Source organism: Microvirga subterranea, assembly GCF_003350535.1.
Lineage (GTDB): Bacteria > Pseudomonadota > Alphaproteobacteria > Rhizobiales > Beijerinckiaceae > Microvirga > Microvirga subterranea.
In genome coordinates this window covers 1-16,180 of record NZ_QQBB01000014.1, presented here as the reverse complement: position 1 = coordinate 16,180, position 16,180 = coordinate 1, and the positions used below count along the sequence as shown (strand labels likewise).

Genomic DNA, 16,180 nt, shown 5'->3' with positions numbered 1-16,180 from the left:
GTGAAGGAACGGATCGGATTTATCGGCGTCGGTCTTATGGGCCACGGAATGGCCGGAAACCTCGTTGACAAGGGCTGGCCCCTGACCGTCGTGGGGCACCGCAATCGTGCGCCTGTCGAGAACCTCAAGGCACGCGGGGCCGAAGAAGCCGATACGGCCCGGGAACTCGCGCTACAATCGGACGTGGTCCTGCTCTGTGTTACTGGATCACCTGAAGTCCAAGAAGTCATATCCGGGCCGGATGGACTCGTTGCGGCCGGAAAGCCTCTCCTGATCATCGACTGCTCCACGTCCGACCCGTCCGTTACGACCCGCCTGGCCGGCGATTTAGCAAAGAGCAACATTACCCTCATTGATGCTCCTCTCAGCCGCACGCCAGCGGATGCTCACGCCGGGACCCTCGATGTCATGGTTGGCGGCGATCCAGACGTGGTAGCGCGTGCCAGACCGGTTCTCGAGGCCTTTGCGGCGCGTGTCGTCCACACTGGTCCTACCGGAACCGGGCACACCATGAAGCTCCTGAACAATTTCCTATCGATGGGATATGCTGCGCTCTATTCGGAAGCGTTGGCTCTTGGAGCAAAGGCAGGACTGACATCCCAGGTCTTTGACAGCGTCATTCGTGGAGGGCGAATGGACTGTCCATTCTATCAAACCTTCTTCAAGTGGGTGCTCGACCGGGATCCGAACGCCCATAAGTTCGCCATCCGCAATGGCTTGAAGGACATGACGTATCTAGCGTCCTTCGCCAACGCCGCTGGACTGGCGAACCCCATGGGCGCGGCCGTACGGAACAGTTTCGCCCTTGCCGTCGGCACTGGGCATGGCGAGGACTACGTGCCCATGCTTGCAGACGTCGTCGCAGGTCTCAACGGGGTCTCACCTCGTGAGGCGACATGAGGAACGGCGGCTAAACCTGCTCTGATCCTCGCAGCACTTGACGAATTCTGGCTCAGGTGCAGGCTCCGTCGAACGACCCCTGTCCTCAGCCGAAAAGCAGGACAGGGTCGAGTGGAGGAGTGCACAATGCATTCGTCGGACGAATGGCGGATCCCGCCCAACTTTCAGCCGGACCCGGACGCTTTGGCCTATGACCTCGCACAGGCGCTAAGTTCGGTCGTAGCACTGCGCTCTCATGTGCCCGAAGATGCGTTTACGGCCCAGACTCTGGGCGTCGAGCGTGCGGGACAGGGAGTCATTATCCGTGAGGACGGGCTAATCCTCACGATCGGGTACCTGATTGCCGAAGCCGAGGAGGTTTGGCTGACAACCAACGATGGGCGCGCTGTCGCGGGGCATGTCACGGCGTATGATTATGCCAGCGGCTTCGGGCTGGTTCAGGCTTATAAGAGCCTCAATTCTCCTGTCATGCCTCTCGGCGACTCCCGACGGCTTTCCCCAGGAGCCGACGTTGTCGTCGCGGGCGCTGGCGGAAGCGCACATTCTCTTGCCGCCACCGTGGTCGCGCGACAGGAATTTGCAGGCTATTGGGAATATTTCATCGACGACGCCATCTTTACGGCCCCCGCGCATCCGAACTGGGGTGGCACCGCCGTCATAGGCGCGCGAGGGGACCTCGTCGGGATCGGTTCGCTGCAGCTTCAGCATGAAGCGGACGGCGGACATATCGTTCCGCTCAACATGAGCGTTCCGATCGATCTCCTGAAGCCTATCTTGGACGACCTTCTTACCCTGGGCAGGGTCAGTCAGCCGCCACGCCCCTGGCTTGGGCTCTACGCGTCCGAGGCCGAAGGCGGTCAGGTTGCAATCATCGGTCTTGCTGGCGACGCACCAGCCCAACGGGCCGGGCTGCGTGCAGGTGACCTCGTGCACGCCGTGGCGGGTCAACCCGTGACCTCCCTTTCGGGCTTCTACCAGGCGATCTGGGCGCTTGGCCCAGCCGGTGTCGACATCACGCTGACGCTGGATAGGGAAGGCGATCGATTTGACGTGTCGATCCGGTCAGCCGATCGCACCCGCTTCATGCGCTCTCCGCGGCTGCAATAGACAGCCCGTTTTATGTCATGTGTCCGGGATCTGTCAGGCTCTCTGAGCAAGAGCCGCGGCCACATGTGCAGCAAGTGCGGCATTGTTCCGGACGAGGGAGATGTTGGCCGAAAGGCTACGGCCCTTGGTGATTTCATAAATGTGAGACAGAAGGAAAGGAGTGACGGCTTTGCCCGAGATGCTCCGTGCCTTTGCGGCTTGAATTGCCGTACTGATGAAGCGGTTCATCTCATCGAACGGGATTTCGTCGACTTCGGGTATGGGGTTGGCCACAAGGACGGCCCCCTTCAACCCAAGTCTTTGCTTTGCGAGGATCAGGTCCGCAACTGCCTCAGGTCCATCGAGCCGGATCGGTACGGGCAACGTGCTCGCCCGGCTCCAGAATGCGGGAAAGACATCTGTTTCGTATCCGACAACGGGTACGCCGCGCGTTTCTAGATATTCGAGCGTACGCGGAATATCCAGGATCGCTTTCGCGCCTGCGCAAATCACCGTGACCGGCGTCTGTGCAAGTTCATCCAGATCCGCAGAAACGTCCATCGTTTCCTCGAAGCCTTGATGCACGCCTCCGATCCCGCCCGTCGCGAAAACCCGGATTCCTGCCAAGTGGGCGCAAATCATCGTCGCAGCCACTGTCGTGGATCCATGGCGCTTTGCCGACACGGCATAGGGGAGGTCGGATCGACTGAGCTTCAGGACATCCTGCGCCGTCCCGAGCCAATCGAGCTGCTCGGCCGAGAGGCCGACCTTGATCCGACCCTCCACAACTGCAATTGTGGCCGGCACAGCTCCGCCGCCGCGAACAACCGCCTCAACGTCGCGAGCGGTGGCGACGTTTTGAGGGTACGGCATCCCATGTGTAATGATGGTGGACTCAAGGGCGACCACGGGACGTCCATCGTCCATCGCAGCCTGCACTTCGGGCGAAATGTCAACGAGTTGGTGTGTTAAAGCTTGCGTCATGACATGACTCATCGAACGGGTGCTTGAGGCGAGTTTCGACCAAGGCAGCGGAGAGGTCGGGCCGTACGCTGCCAGGATGCTCAATGGTTAACCGGGCGGCCATCATGCCGTATTGTGCAGCGGCGGTCACTGAATGGCCTGCGATCATGGCCGCGAGTGTGCCGGCAATGAGAGCATCGCCCGCGCCTGTAACATCCATGACTTTCACTTCGGCGGCCCCGAGCCGCACCGAAATGCTGCTGTCGGCAACAAGCAAGCCATCGGATCCATTCGTCAGGATTACTCGGCATGCGCCGCGACTGAGCAGAACCGATGATGCATCTTCAAGGGACGAGGTGCAATTTTCTTCCTCCCCGACGAGGGCCCTCGCTTCGTCGAGGTTGAGGAATAGAATGCCGACTCCTGAAAGGTCCTGCGGCAGGCGTTTTGCTTTGGCGGTAGAGACTGCATCGATAGCAAGACTGAGCCTCTGTTCGCCTGCCAACCTTACGAGCGACGCGAGAGTGGCCTGGGGAAGATTGCAGTCCGCGAAGATCCATTCACCCGATGCAATTTCGGGCCAGCGGCTCTCGAGAAGATCTGTCGTAAAAGCGTCAAAAATCGCCATGTCGGCAAGACCGACCACTAGGTCGCCCCCTGGTTCGAGAACGGCGACGTACTCGGCCGTTCGACCGTTGCGTGCGAATTCGCAGGAATGAGTGCCGACCCCCAATTCGCCTAAGTGGCTTGTGATTGCACGGCCATTCTCATCGTCCCCCAGCACGGAGACGAGCGAACTGGAGACGCCTAGACGGGAGAGGTTCTCCGCGACATTTCTTGCCACGCCCCCGAAGCAGACCTGAGAATCTACGGGATTCGACGTTCCAAGAGTCACGGGCGAACGAGCGATATATTTACGGTCGATTGCTGCTCCACCAACACAAACCACCTTTCCGTGCGCTGCTTTTTCTGTGAACAAGTCACCTCCGTTGCAATGCGATAGGGTGCACCATTGGCTCTTTAAACCCCGCTATGCAACTTAGTTGCAAATGAATCCAGCGGGGCTTTGAACGTCAACATCATGGTGCGGTTCGAGATGCTCTTGGATCGATTATCATTCGTCTCCGAACGAAAGTTCGGGCTGCCGATCAGTGACTGTTCGCGACCGCTCCCGACGCGGGCGCTCCGTTCGTTCCAAGCGCCTTGTAGGTTTCTCGACACCCTTCGAGCCCGACATCCGAGCCTTGGCCCGATCGCGAGCTACCGCTTCGGGAGCAGACGGATCGTCCTGGAGCCACTTGCCACGCTTGATGACTTCGTTCACACGCCCCTGATTGACGCCAAGTTTGAAGGCAATTTCCTGCTGGGTCATCTCGGTAGTGGCATGCAGTTCCAGGATCTGACGGGCCAACTCAGGCGTCATCTTCTTCCCGGCGATGCGTCGGCCTGGGGTTATCGATCGCCTTGTCCGGTCCCGATCGCGAAGCTTCTGGAGGATTGCCAGAGCCATATTCATTCCCTGCTCGCGCAGGGCTTCCTCGAATTCCTTGAGTGTCGTCACTGGACAAACTCCCGAATACGTCGAGTGAGGCAGGAAAATCTCGGCCGACCGAACTCTCGGTAGAAGCAACGGAAAAGCTACGCTTTTGTTTCGAGAGATGCCATTCCATAAATGTATCAGACCCGCGCCGGCTGTTAGGATGAGGAGCCGGCGATGGGCGGGACGACCGGTTGTGCTTTTCCGGGATGCATTTATCCTTATGATTGAAAAGACGGGTCGGGAATTTGGCCGGCAGCGGAGATAACTGCTGGATTCGAACTTTCCTACGATGCCAAGCTCGGCGGTTTTAACGGTTTCACGACTATCGGTCGTGTAAACGTTTTTCCATTGTGCAGCCTCGGTTCCAGAGAATAGCGATGACTGAAGAAGAAATTGAAGCTGTTGCGGAGGAACTCGCAAAAATCGGAGGCGTGTCCTGGTATCCCGGACGGGCGCCAGGTCCGCTTCTTAGGGTCGTCAGCGAGCGCTACCGGGATCGGGCTCGCGTGGCGATTGCGACCCTGGACCGCCTGCGAGCGGGAACGTCGGCCATCGGTTCACAGCAGGCGACCGAAGTGTCGGCACAGGGGCCCGCCTCGGGGGACCAACTGCAGATCGGCGCCATCGTCGTCTACCGCCCCCCAGGCGACCAACGCGCCATTCCATGTCGCGTGGAAAAGCTGGACGAGGGGCGCGCATATCTGGTGCCCTGCCCAAGGCCCGATGTCGGATGGGTGTCGGTCGAGAATCTCGTCCCGGTCACGGCCGACGAGCAGCACCGTAGTTAAGTGATCGTAGCTTTGCCAAGGTTCGATGCGCATTCCCTGGTCGACGGGATAGGAGCAAGCGGCAACCAAGGCTTTGGACGATCCGGGTGATGCAGGGATCTCATGCGCTTCTATTTCAATCTTGTAAGCGATCACGACGTGATCTTGGACGATACGGGAGTCGAGGTACCTGACCTGCAGACTGCCAAAATCGAAGCTGCAAAGGCTATTCGGGAGCTGCGCCAGGAATTGAGCGGCACGAAGGAAGACTGGCTAGGCTGGCGGCTAGAGATCGTCTGTTCGTCTGGCGAGGTCCTGCACCGAGTGGATCTGGGGATGCTTTTGCACTGAAGGGCGGGTTGAGGTGGCAAAAGAGCCCCCGCGGCGAGTGCCGTCGGGCGCACTCTTGGAATGAAAGCGGGAGTGCTGAAACCGTCGACCATTCACGCGTATCGGATATTTGAGGTCAGCATTCAGTGCAGCTGAAACTTACTCCAGTACCTAAACTTACCGAGCTGCTTCGCCGGGGCGCGGGCTGACCTGGAGAATGTCGATTGGGCTCGGCTCTCCGGGCTTAGTCTTCGGGCGGTTGGCCGCAGTGGCTGCGCTCAGCGGCTGCCTGCCGGACGGCTGGCCGGGTTGCGGCTGAGGAGCGCTCTGCTGAGGAGATGCATTCCCACTTTGCGCGGTCGGCGGTGGGGCGGCCGGCGCATTCAAACGTCCGAGCCTGACATTGACGGCCGCAATCTTGTCCTGAGCCGTATCGAAAACGCATTCGTAAGAAACGCGAGTCCATTCCCGTTGCGGGCTCAGGAACCGGATCGAGTCGCCACGATAGCGAACGGCGGCCGCACTCTCGGGTGAAGGTTCCGCTTCCTGGAAGATGTTTCCGAAGGGACGGTTGATCCATTCGAAGTCGATCGGCGCCTGTGCCTCGATGCGGGGGGCGCAGAAGCGGGCAGCGCGGTCGGAATTCTCGCGGATGCATGCCACGTCGCACGCGGTGGGCCGCGCCTGGGCAACAGGATTCGACGCCGGCGGACTGGTGTTTGTCTGCGCAAACGCTGCGCTGTGCAGGCTCAGGAACAGCAGCATGGAGCCGGCGACGACTCCCACGTGGGGCAGGCGGCATTTGCCTGAGACCGTCGAGAGATCCCAACCGCCTTCGGGACAACAAGAGTAAGTGGACGATGTGCCGGTCAAGGCCTTCTCCCGCTTGCGGATCGAAAAGATAAACCGCCGTCTATACATCACCTGCAGCGACCGGTTGCAAGACATCTACGGAAGGCAGAACGGCCCATTCAGCATCAGCTTTGACCTTGACCCACCGCGTGAGGGACGTCGGCGAAATTTTCTGCTCTCTCCGCCTCATCGTGAAAGCCGATATATTTCCAAGTTACAGCAACGAGTTAAGCCTGCTGCTCCGGGCCTATAGAACAATGTTCTGGCCCTTTCGAGCCATTGGCGCACTGGCCCCTTCGGGCCATCGTTGAAGTACGAAAGTACTAAATTCAGAAAACAAGATGATCCCAATGATCCCTGGAATATAAGCTTACAACCGTTGCGTAATGTAAGCGTGTCTGTAAGTTGAATGCAGCGTTGGCGGACGAGGATACTGTCCCAGTACGCATCGGGAGGCGCGTCTGCCTCAGAACAATCACAGGGATTCGAACAATGAAGAAGCATCTGATTGCGCTGTCGGCTGGGGTTAGCCTTGCGCTCATCGGCTCGGCGGCATTCGCGGCTGACAACAAGGCCACCGTCAACCAGACTGGCGTTCAGAGCAATGCCAGCGTCCTGCAGTCAGGCTTGATCGGACGCGTTGACCTGACGCAGGGCGGCGTCGGCTACCACAAAGCGGACATCAAGCAGGACGGCATTTCCCATGAAGTGAAGGGCCAACAGAGCGGCAACAACAACAATCTAGAAGTCGTTCAGGGCAAGAGTGAAACGTACTTTATCGGCTACCGCGGTGACAACGTCGTCGACAGCAACCAGTCGGGAAGCCACAACAGCGCTCAAATCTCCCAGCAGGACTACACTCACGACAACAAGGTCGTGAACATGCAGGATGGTTCCTACAACACCATGGTTGCCAAGCAGGTTGGTGATCGCAGCTCTGACAATCTGATCACCAACAAGCAGTTCGGCTCCAATGGCTGGGCCTATTTCGACCAGAAGGGCGATGACAACAAAGCTTCGCTCAATCAGTTCGCAGGCAGCAACCAGTTCGCCAAGATCAACCAGGACGGCGATGAAAACGTCGCCGACATTACGCAGGGCGGCAGCGGCTGGAGCGCGGCCTACGTCCTGCAGAACGGCGACGACAACACCGGTAAGGTGAATCAGTACGCCGGCAGCAACAACGAGGCCGTGATCAATCAGACCGGCAGGTGGAACGAGGCTTCGGTCATCCAGGGCGGTGGCTGGAGCGCAGGTTACGTGATTCAGAATGGTCTCAGCAACGAGGGCACGATCAACCAGTACGCTGGTACCAACCAGTACGCCCTGATCGATCAGAAGGGCAACTGGAACGATGCGACGATCACCCAGGGCGGAACTCTGAGCACGGCCTACATCTACCAGAAGGGCAACCTCAACGACGGTACGGTCAACCAGTACGCCGGCAGCAACCAGTACGCCCTGATCAACCAGGACGGCAGCGGGCACGATGCCACCATCACCCAGGGCGGTGCCGGCTGGAACAAGGGCTACGTCACCCAGACCGGAGCCCTGAATCAGGCAACCCTCACCCAGAGCGGTTCGAACAACGTGGCGAACATCGTTCAGAAGTGATCGCTGTACGCTCGTGAAGGGAGGGTCACCTGCGGGTGACCCTCTCGCTGTTGGGAAGGGCCGCGCAGATGCTCGCTCGTCTGATCCTTGTTCTGATGATGGGAGGAGTGGCCGTGGTGCATGCACAGGATCCTCAGGCGGGGCCTCTGTCATGCAAGCTGACCGCCGAGGGAGCGGACGGCAAGGTTCTCTTCCAGGGACTCGTCGCGACTGAGGTCGAAGCCGCCGGCCAGTATCGGTTCGAGATCACCAGGAGGGGGCCTGCAGGTTCGGTGACATCGAGACAAGGCGGAAGCTTCGTTGCGAAGCCGCCATTGGCGAACATCCTCGGTCAGATGGCCATCAGCCTCGAGGCGGGTGCAGATTACAAGGCCATTCTGGTGATCGAGGCTGGAGGACGCACGTATGAGTGCGAGAAGACCGGCTCCGGTTCGACGGGCTAGAGATGGCGGCGGCCGGGCTGCGCATGTTCTGTTGTAACAGTTTCTATGCGGCACGACCGCGCGGCTGCATCCCTCAAGTTGAAGGCTCGACCGTTAGTCATATGGCAAAAGCGAGCCAGGTCGAATATCCCACGGAGCATATTTTGTCCTAATATGCTGGCGAACTGAACAGAAGGTTGCGCTCATGAATGCTTCCACGATTCTCGATGCGAGCAAGACAATCGCCGGCCCGCAGACGAGGGTGCGCCGGACAGGTCTATGCTGCGCCGGGTTGATGGGCGTATTCCTGTTCACGCTGCCCACCGTCGGCCTAGGGCAAGCCGCGACGGTCTATCTCAATGAGCCTGCTCCGTCGCGAAGCACGGGTCTGCCTGTCGCCAACACGACGTCAGGTGTCTCCGACCAGCAGGAGAGCCCGCTATGGACCTCCATCACGGGCATGCCGACTTCAACCGCAACCGCGACATTGTTCGATGAAGGTGCGCTTTTCTCCGTCCTGTCGTCCCGTGCGGCGACCCAGGGCTCGTCCAATCAGTCACGGATCGTTCAGGTCGGGAACGAAAACTCGGCGTCGACGACCGTGATCGGCAGTTTAAATCGCACGCAACAGCAACAGACCGGTTTCCAAAATGATGCGGTCTTGAACGTCGGCGGCTATGGGAATGTCGTCGTGACCGGCCAGTACGGATCGGGCAACGCCTTTGCCGCTTCCGTCGGCGGGAATGGAGGTGGGGCGGGAAGCTTCAACCAGCTCGGCATCGTTCAGGACGGAAACAATAATACAATGTCGGCGAAGATCGTCGGCTCGGGTCACAATGTCAGCTACGCCCAGTATGGCGACAATCTCACCGGACAGGTCAGTGTCACTGGGGCCGCACGGGGACCAATATCCATTACGCAGATGCCGTCGTTTGTCCCTACATCAAAGTAGTGGTATGCGAATGATCGGCTTCGGGGGAACCAAGTAATGTTCGAGATCTGTCAATTCAGCGCGCGCCATCTCGCGCGTGTTGCTGTCGTTGTTGCAGGGGGCGCCATTGCAGCCTCGGCTCATGCCGGCAGCTTGACTTACCAGCCGACCAATCCTGCTTTCGGCGGTTCGCCGCTGAACGGGTCGTGGCTACAATCCGGTGCAACGGCCCAGAACGAATTCACCCGCAAGGAGCAGAGGCTCAATCAGCTGAAGTCCGAGATGAATGCCGCGAACTCCTCGCGTGAGCAGACACCGGGTCAGATCTTTGCGCGGCAGTTGCAGAGCCAGCTCTACGGATCGCTCGCAAATCAGATCACCTCTGCGATTTTCGGTGAGAACGCCCAGCAGAGCGGTACCTTCTCTTTCGAAGGCACGACGATCAACTTCCGAAGGGTTGGCGGCAACGTGGAAATCTCGATCAACGATGGCCAGACTGTTACGGAAGTGGTCGTTCCTGCAACGCCCTAATGCTTCCTTAAGCATGCAAAGAGCATGGATTACTTAGCTTCTCTTAGCTTGGCATAGAGTACATAAAAAAATAAGGGCGTAGGGGCTCCTATACAGATGAACAAGGTCGTAAAGCTGCTTTCAGCCGCAGTCGTTGCCGGCTTGCTGTCCGGCTGCATGACTGACGGGCGCGAGCTTCTGGAGGAGCCCCCGACGGTTACGGCGCCATCGCCGACTGGATTGAACCTCGCGACGCTTCCCCCGCCGACGCGCAAGGTCGACATCGCGGTCTACAACTTTCCGGACCTGACCGGACAGAACAAGCCGAACGAGCTTATCGCGGAATATTCCCGGGCCGTGACGCAGGGTGGTGCGGCGTTTCTGATCGACGCTCTGCGGCGCGCAGGGGGCGGCGACTGGTTCAACGTGATCGAACGTGCCGGCCTCGCAAATCTGCTGCAGGAGCGCCAGCTCATTCGTGCGACGCGGGCCGAGTTCGACGGAGACAATGCGAAGCCGCTACCCCCCATCCGTTTTGCGGGCCTGATCATCGAAGGCGGCATCATCGCCTACGACGCCAACACGATCACGGGTGGTGTTGGAGCGCGGTATCTCGGGATCGGTGGCGACACCAAGTACCGCCGCGACGTCGTGACCGTTGCGATGCGCATCGTGTCGGTTCAGACCGGCGAGGTCCTGAGCAGCGTCACGACGACCAAGACCATCTATTCATTCGGTGCGTCAGCCGGAACATACAAATACGTCGCCATCAATAAGCTTCTGGAACTCGAGGCGGGCGTTACGCGGAACGAGCCGACGCAGCTGGCCGTACGCGAGGCGATCGAGCTCGCCGTCTACTCCACGATCATGGAAGGGACGAGAAAGGGTCTCTGGAAATTCCGTGACCGGGCTGCAGGCGACCGCCTCATCGCAGAGTATCTGACCCGAGACGATCCCAATCCCGTGGTCGGCGAGGTGCCGGCCCGCGAAGAGGTCGCCTTGAAAGTACGCGGATAGCCCAGAGACTGAGCGGCGAAGCGCTTGTGAAAAGATGAAGCACTGCACGACTCCGTTCCGGACCACCATCCTCGTTATGCTGCTCGTTGCCGCATCCGCTCAGGCGGAGGTAGCGGATCCAGTGCCGGCTAAAGGCAGTGGCGTCGCTTCAACAGAAGTCGAGACGACCGGACAGAGCGCTTCATTCGACCGTGGGCGCAGTGAAAATTCGCCGGTTGATGCGGAGAGAAGTGGGGCGAGGCCCCAGGTGGCCGTTCTCCTCAGCGCGCCTGCTTTGGACGAAGTCCAATCCAGGCAGACGGACGCCTCCAGCCCGGTGTGGGGAGTTCTGGGCGGCTACGATGTTCATGGCCTGATTGAGGCTGAGGCTCTCCGCAACGACATTCCAGTCTGGTTCTTCGCCCGTTTGATCAGACAGGAGAGCGGCTTTAATCCGCAAGCCCTGAGTCCGGTCGGAGCAATGGGCATCGCTCAGTTCATGCCGGCGACCGCCACAGAGCGCGGACTGGTCAATCCCTTCGATCCTGCACAGGCGATTCCCAAATCGGCCGAGCTGCTCAAGGATCTGAAGGTCAGATTCGGCAATCTCGGTCTAGCCGCAGCGGCGTATAATGCCGGGCCGCAGCGCGTGCAGTCGTGGCTTGCGGGGAGGGGCGACCTGCCCGCCGAGACCCGGTCGTATGTTCTAGCCGTCACTGGGCGTTCTGTTCAGGAATGGGCTCCACAGAGCGCCCTTGCATCCACACCGGCATCGTCGTCGAGAGAGGTCTCCGGTGCATCCCTGTTCGGTGCAGCGCCGATGACACGTGCGGCAGGGCCCCCGCCAGCCACTACGTTTCAGGACAGAAAGCTTGCGGTCCTAGTCGAGGCCGAGGCTCAGCAACGCAAAGGGAGCAGGGGGCAGCGGCAAGCAAAAGCTAGTGGCGAGCAGTCCCTCTGTTCGCTGATGAACTCCCTCGGCTCAACTTGCATCGTTCAAAAGATGTACTGAACGCTTGTTCTTTAGAGATGGCAGGATCCGGGAAGCCGGCATTGCTCCGCTCCATGTCGGGAGCTATGCTGCGGTTTCAGATACGGCCCTGACAGTGAGGCCCTAGAACGCAGTCTGCAAAGTTCCCATCCTGCTGCCTGCGTTCGACCTCGAGGCTAGGAACCCTGCGCTCCGCTCCGCGTCTTTTAAAGAGGATGGAGAAGGCCGGGGGCTCTGGAGGGACTGCGGTGCGCCTTGCAACTGTTTCCATGCTTATTGCTCTGGCCTCGTCCGTCCAAGCGCAGGACGATGCCCCCGCCAACGTTAACGATTGCACCTTTCTGACCGATCCTGTCGAGTTGCGTCGTTGCATCGACGACTTCGAGCGATGGGGTCCCCAAATCATGTCGCCCCAGCTGTGGGATGACAATGTTGTTCCAGACGCAACAGGCTCCGTCATCCCCGTGCCGAGAGCAATGAAAATGGAGCGCTTCCAGAGGGGCAGTCCGCGACTCCATCACCCAAGGGCACCGCTTACGCCGAATGAAAAGACGCGCATTCAGCAGATCGAGCGCTGACAAGGAGGAGATCATTTGCTCATGAAAGGTTGTCGACCCATTTGAGGATTGACGGGTTGCCGACGTAGAGCAAGGACATGTTGCCATGTCACTCTGTGGTCCTGCAACAGGTGCGGTTTCCACGCAATTAGCTAATGTCAGGTTTCCAGCGCACCGCTCTTTTGGATTAGATTGATACCTCTAAGGTAGTAGGAATACAGGTCTAGCTCTTGCAGGATGCCACCTTCGTCTCCTAGTGAGGCCCCGGTGGCGTGACGTGTGGGGGCAGGAAGATGTCTGGGAAGCTATTCGACTTTGAGGCTCGCAGACTCGGCCAAGTTGGTAGCGCCGCCCCAGGATCCGACAAAGAGGTCTCAACAGTCCTGGTCTGCAACAACCCTCTGGTGCGCCTCGGCCTCAGGCAGTTGTTGGCCGGAACTCGCTTTGTAGTGTCCGATGCCGCATACACCGCAGAACCGTCTCTCGATGGCTCACTCGGCCCTTCACCTGATCTGTTCATCATTGACGGGAATGGTCCCCTCGAGCAGGTTCTTCAGTCCATCGACAGACTCAAGAGCCAAAATCCCCGAGCTCGGGTCGTCCTGATAGCGGACGCATTCAGCCTCGAGATTGCGCGTTCGGGGCGCAATGCGGGGGTTAATGGCTTCTGCTTGCCGGCGAGCGGCTGCGAGGTTCTCATCAAATCGCTCGAACTTGTCATGCTGGGGGAGGTGGTGCTGCCGCACTCCCTCATCGACGCATTGCTCGACGGAACCACTGAAGCAGGAAAGACCGAGGAGTGCAGCACGGATTCGGGCACGAAACTGGCTAATCCAATCGTCGGAAAGCTCTCGACACGCGAGACGGAGATCCTGAGTTGCCTCAGCGCCGGCGAACCCAACAAAAGCATTGCCCGAAACTTCGGCGTGGCTGAAGCAACGGTGAAGAACCACTTGAAATCCATCCTGAAAAAAATCGGTGCTGCCAATCGCACCCAAGCCGCTATCTGGGCTAAGGAAAACCTGCCGGAAAGCACAGAGACAGTGCTGCGATCTTAACGGGATTGACCTGGTCCCGTTTCGCGGTCGTCCGTCGAACGCTACACCGATCGAGCGCGACCTGAGGGTGCGTCAGCGGACCGCTCAGGGGCCAGAAGAGACGTTCACTCGACTCGAGACTTCGCCCCGGTAGAGCATAGGACTTCTAAGAGGGCAGCATCGCTTGTTCAGGGCTGGCTCAAGCAAGGGGATGTGTGCTGAAGACCGAAGAAGACAGTCAGATTGTCAGGGCCGTTCAGGCGCTCCTTCGCAAGAAACCCTGCTTCTCGCGACAGGTCGCCGAGACCCTGCTCGACGACTTCCTCGGTGGCGGCAAGGTCACGGCATCGGACACGCTGACCGCACGCGAGCGTGAGGTGATCCAGCTTGTGGCGGAGGGACAGAGCAACCGGGCGATCGCCGACCGCTGGGCGGTGAGCGTCAAGACAGTCGAGACTCGCCGTGCCTCCGCGATGCGTAAGCTGAACCTGCGCTCCGGGGTCGAGTTTGCACTCCACGCCGTGCGCAATAAGCTGAACGAACCTTAGCCCTCCAGCCTCGTCTACCGTGGATCCTGATTGCCTCCTCAGGTCCTCACCCGATTTTGCTTGGCTCAAATCTGATATCTGCTGGATGGAAGGACCGACCTCAACCGTAGGCGCAGCCTGCCTGGCACTCTTCCGGTTTGGGAGGCCCTGCGCCCGTCGGCGAGGGAGCTTGAGCCTGAAAGGAGCAGAGATGGGGCTCCGTCTGGTCTGTAAACGGATGCCACCGCGTGGCAGGCTCTGCTCACTCGGCTCGATGACGCCATCATTGAAGACATTATGCGTTTTGCCCCGGCGCCGGAGGGCCGAGCGACGTCACCGCCACCCTTGCATTCAGGAGGAGACTGATGGTGAGATTTCCCATGCACGGCTTTGCCAAGCGCGTGGATGACACGTTGCTGCGGGCCATGACCATTCTCCGGGCCAAGGAGGGTCTGACGACCGCGATCGGCGATTCCCGCCTCAAGCAGCCTCAGGCGCTGCCCGACTCCGGGAAGCCATGATCGCTGCCGCAAACGAGAGGCCCAATACCCCATGCCACGCTCCTTCATTCATCACCGGGCGGGCGATCGAATGAACCGGGACGGAGCAGGGCTCCGGCTGCCAGGCATCGGGCATGGATCCCGACCCGGAATGGCCCGAGGGCATGTGAGCCGACATCCTGTTCGGGCCGCTCGATCCGGACCGGATCTTGGCGGAGAGACACGCGGCCTGACAGGTGCTGTTCGTCGCAACGGCATGACCGCAAGAGCCTGTTGCAGCCTGCATACGATCCGGGGTGCTCCTGCCCGGATCCCACGTCTGCATCGCCGACCGGCTGGGACATCTGCCCGCGCTTGCGCCCCCGCCTGCGGGGGGGCGGCCGGTCGGCTCATGCCCCAATCATGCACCAGCCGATCTCTCATTCTGTCGTCGCACTCGATGACGTCGTTCGATCCCACCTGGGCGAGCAGTTGTGGCCTCTCTCCGGCAACCCTGACGCGATCGGGCTCCCGCAGCACCTCGCCCGTCCGGCGGACCGAATGGCGCAGGTCGTCCGCGCCCATACAGAGCCGGTCGACTAGGCGTTCGTCGACGCCGTCCTGCGGGCGCTCCCGCCGCTGCGGGCATTCGCGATCAACCTAACGAGGAGCATCGACGGCGCGGAAGACCTAGTGCGGGACACGGTGCTCAAGGCTATCACTAGGCAGGAGCGCTTCGAGCCTGGCACCAACATGGAGGCATGGCTCTTCACCATCCTGCGCAATGCCTACTTCTCGGCCCACCGCAAGACACAAAGGGAGGTGGAGGATGGGGCCGGCCTGTATTCGAGCACACTCATCACGATTGCGGACCAGGAACACAAGATCATCATGCGGAACCTGGAAGCGGCACTGGCGAAGCTTTCTCCCGAGCACCGGGATGCACTGATCTTGGTCGGGGCGGAGGGAATGGCCTACGAGGAGGCCGCGACCGTGCTGGGCGTGAAGGTCGGAACGATGAAGAGCCGCGTCAATCGGGCCCGCACCAGATTGGCTGAACTGATGGGAATGACCGTGACGGACGTGGGGTGAGCCGTCGGCAATTGAGAGCCTGGAACATCCTCATCGGCGCGGTCCTGCCTATTGTGTACCACTCCCTGGAGGAGAGCTCATATTGGGCCCCTCCGGATGGGTTCTGGACACGATCCGATCGAGAAGGCGCCGCTCCACCAGCTTAAGGCGGAGGATTGTACAACCTCGCGCCTGACGACCTGTATTGCACGATCACGCTTGATCTCGACCTGGAACAAGAAGGTTGTCGATGTCTGCATCGATGCGCGGTTCCGGACAGCAGAATGTCGTAATCACGAGCCCGTAGGTCATCTCGCTACGGCCTAGTGCGGGGCAGGCGAGGGGCAGCCAGTCCCGGGCATTGCCGGTTGTCCGAATTGATCGTCACGCTATGCGTGAGGGCATGTCGCGAAAGCCTCTCAACCACAGAAAGTATTTTCTGTGCGCTTGTCCGTTTTGGTGTTTGTTGTCTGGACGAGCAAAAACCCCCGTCGGGTTTGACCGGCGGGGGTTTTTTTGTGTGTTGGTTGCGGGGACAGGATTTGAACCTGTGACCTTCAGGTTATGAGCCTGACGAGCTACCGGGCTGCTCCACCCCGCGCCATGG

Annotated in this window: 19 protein-coding genes and 1 tRNA gene; 15 read left to right on the top strand and 5 right to left on the bottom strand. The window is 59.8% G+C overall.

The genetic code is table 11. The annotated features are described in order from the left end of the window. Complete coding sequence (locus tag DES45_RS22285) at nt 1–900, top strand: NAD(P)-dependent oxidoreductase (protein ID WP_281024108.1); 900 nt, start codon at nt 1–3, stop codon at nt 898–900. Between the two features lie 126 nt (nt 901–1,026). Continuing rightward, the gene (locus DES45_RS22280) at nt 1,027–2,007 is read left to right on the top strand and encodes a S1C family serine protease (protein WP_114772746.1); all 981 of its coding nucleotides are present in this window, start codon (nt 1,027–1,029) and stop codon (nt 2,005–2,007) included. Between the two features lie 33 nt (nt 2,008–2,040). Here the strand turns inward: DES45_RS22280 and DES45_RS22275 are convergent, their stop codons facing one another. From DES45_RS22275 to DES45_RS22265, 3 genes are all read right to left on the bottom strand, one after another. After that, the gene (locus tag DES45_RS22275) at nt 2,041–2,970 is read right to left on the bottom strand and encodes a pseudouridine-5'-phosphate glycosidase (protein ID WP_210210259.1); all 930 of its coding nucleotides are present in this window, start codon (nt 2,968–2,970) and stop codon (nt 2,041–2,043) included. Next, complete coding sequence (locus tag DES45_RS22270) at nt 2,939–3,928, bottom strand: carbohydrate kinase family protein (protein ID WP_114772742.1); 990 nt, start codon at nt 3,926–3,928, stop codon at nt 2,939–2,941. Before DES45_RS22270 ends, DES45_RS22275 begins: the two co-directional genes overlap by 32 nt. A gap of 135 nt (nt 3,929–4,063) precedes the next feature. Further along, a complete protein-coding gene (locus DES45_RS22265) occupies nt 4,064–4,510 on the bottom strand; it encodes a sigma factor-like helix-turn-helix DNA-binding protein (protein WP_114772740.1) in 447 nt (148 codons plus the stop codon). A gap of 356 nt (nt 4,511–4,866) precedes the next feature. Between DES45_RS22265 and DES45_RS22260 the strand changes: the two genes are divergently transcribed. Both DES45_RS22260 and DES45_RS22255 read left to right on the top strand, forming a co-directional pair. After that, nucleotides 4,867–5,277 (top strand): hypothetical protein, encoded by a 411-nt coding sequence (locus DES45_RS22260; protein WP_114772738.1) that lies wholly within the window; start codon nt 4,867–4,869, stop codon nt 5,275–5,277. A gap of 102 nt (nt 5,278–5,379) precedes the next feature. After that, nucleotides 5,380–5,607: a DUF6894 family protein gene (locus tag DES45_RS22255; protein ID WP_114772736.1), complete on the top strand. Its 228-nt coding sequence runs from the start codon at nt 5,380–5,382 to the stop codon at nt 5,605–5,607. Nucleotides 5,608–5,763: 156 nt separating this feature from the next. Here the strand turns inward: DES45_RS22255 and DES45_RS22250 are convergent, their stop codons facing one another. Beyond that, on the bottom strand, nt 5,764–6,351 hold the full coding sequence (locus DES45_RS22250) for a hypothetical protein (RefSeq protein ID WP_210210258.1): 588 nt from the start codon (nt 6,349–6,351) through the stop codon (nt 5,764–5,766). A gap of 579 nt (nt 6,352–6,930) precedes the next feature. Here DES45_RS22250 and DES45_RS22245 point away from each other — a divergent pair. The 11 genes from DES45_RS22245 to DES45_RS22195 all read left to right on the top strand — a co-directional run bounded on the left by DES45_RS22245 (nt 6,931) and on the right by DES45_RS22195 (nt 15,594). Next, nucleotides 6,931–8,052 (top strand): hypothetical protein, encoded by a 1,122-nt coding sequence (locus DES45_RS22245; RefSeq protein WP_114772732.1) that lies wholly within the window; start codon nt 6,931–6,933, stop codon nt 8,050–8,052. A 68-nt stretch (nt 8,053–8,120) separates the two neighbouring features. Then, the gene (gene csgH, locus DES45_RS22240; RefSeq protein WP_114772730.1) at nt 8,121–8,495 is read left to right on the top strand and encodes a curli-like amyloid fiber formation chaperone CsgH; all 375 of its coding nucleotides are present in this window, start codon (nt 8,121–8,123) and stop codon (nt 8,493–8,495) included. 184 nt (nt 8,496–8,679) lie between these two features. Continuing rightward, nucleotides 8,680–9,426: a hypothetical protein gene (locus tag DES45_RS22235; protein WP_114772728.1), complete on the top strand. Its 747-nt coding sequence runs from the start codon at nt 8,680–8,682 to the stop codon at nt 9,424–9,426. A 36-nt stretch (nt 9,427–9,462) separates the two neighbouring features. Continuing rightward, entirely contained in the window at nt 9,463–9,936 is a 474-nt protein-coding gene (locus DES45_RS22230) for a curli production assembly/transport component CsgF (RefSeq protein WP_114772726.1), read from the top strand. 96 nt (nt 9,937–10,032) lie between these two features. Continuing rightward, nucleotides 10,033–10,932 (top strand): CsgG/HfaB family protein, encoded by a 900-nt coding sequence (locus DES45_RS22225; RefSeq protein ID WP_114772724.1) that lies wholly within the window; start codon nt 10,033–10,035, stop codon nt 10,930–10,932. Between the two features lie 247 nt (nt 10,933–11,179). Next, nucleotides 11,180–11,923 (top strand): transglycosylase SLT domain-containing protein, encoded by a 744-nt coding sequence (locus tag DES45_RS22220; protein WP_245571838.1) that lies wholly within the window; start codon nt 11,180–11,182, stop codon nt 11,921–11,923. Between the two features lie 227 nt (nt 11,924–12,150). Then, nucleotides 12,151–12,480: a hypothetical protein gene (locus DES45_RS22215; protein ID WP_147282476.1), complete on the top strand. Its 330-nt coding sequence runs from the start codon at nt 12,151–12,153 to the stop codon at nt 12,478–12,480. Between the two features lie 272 nt (nt 12,481–12,752). Further along, on the top strand, nt 12,753–13,517 hold the full coding sequence (locus DES45_RS22210) for a LuxR C-terminal-related transcriptional regulator (protein ID WP_114772718.1): 765 nt from the start codon (nt 12,753–12,755) through the stop codon (nt 13,515–13,517). Nucleotides 13,518–13,711: 194 nt separating this feature from the next. Further along, nucleotides 13,712–14,044, top strand: coding sequence for a response regulator transcription factor (locus DES45_RS22205; RefSeq protein ID WP_170151603.1), 333 nt, complete (start codon nt 13,712–13,714; stop codon nt 14,042–14,044). A 344-nt stretch (nt 14,045–14,388) separates the two neighbouring features. After that, the gene (locus DES45_RS25295; protein ID WP_170151602.1) at nt 14,389–14,544 is read left to right on the top strand and encodes a hypothetical protein; all 156 of its coding nucleotides are present in this window, start codon (nt 14,389–14,391) and stop codon (nt 14,542–14,544) included. 579 nt (nt 14,545–15,123) lie between these two features. Then, entirely contained in the window at nt 15,124–15,594 is a 471-nt protein-coding gene (locus tag DES45_RS22195) for a sigma-70 family RNA polymerase sigma factor (RefSeq protein ID WP_114772712.1), read from the top strand. A gap of 503 nt (nt 15,595–16,097) precedes the next feature. On the opposite strand, the gene DES45_RS22190 is transcribed toward DES45_RS22195, so the two are convergent. Beyond that, a tRNA-Met gene (locus DES45_RS22190) sits at nt 16,098–16,174 on the bottom strand. Nucleotides 16,175–16,180 lie beyond the last annotated feature (6 nt).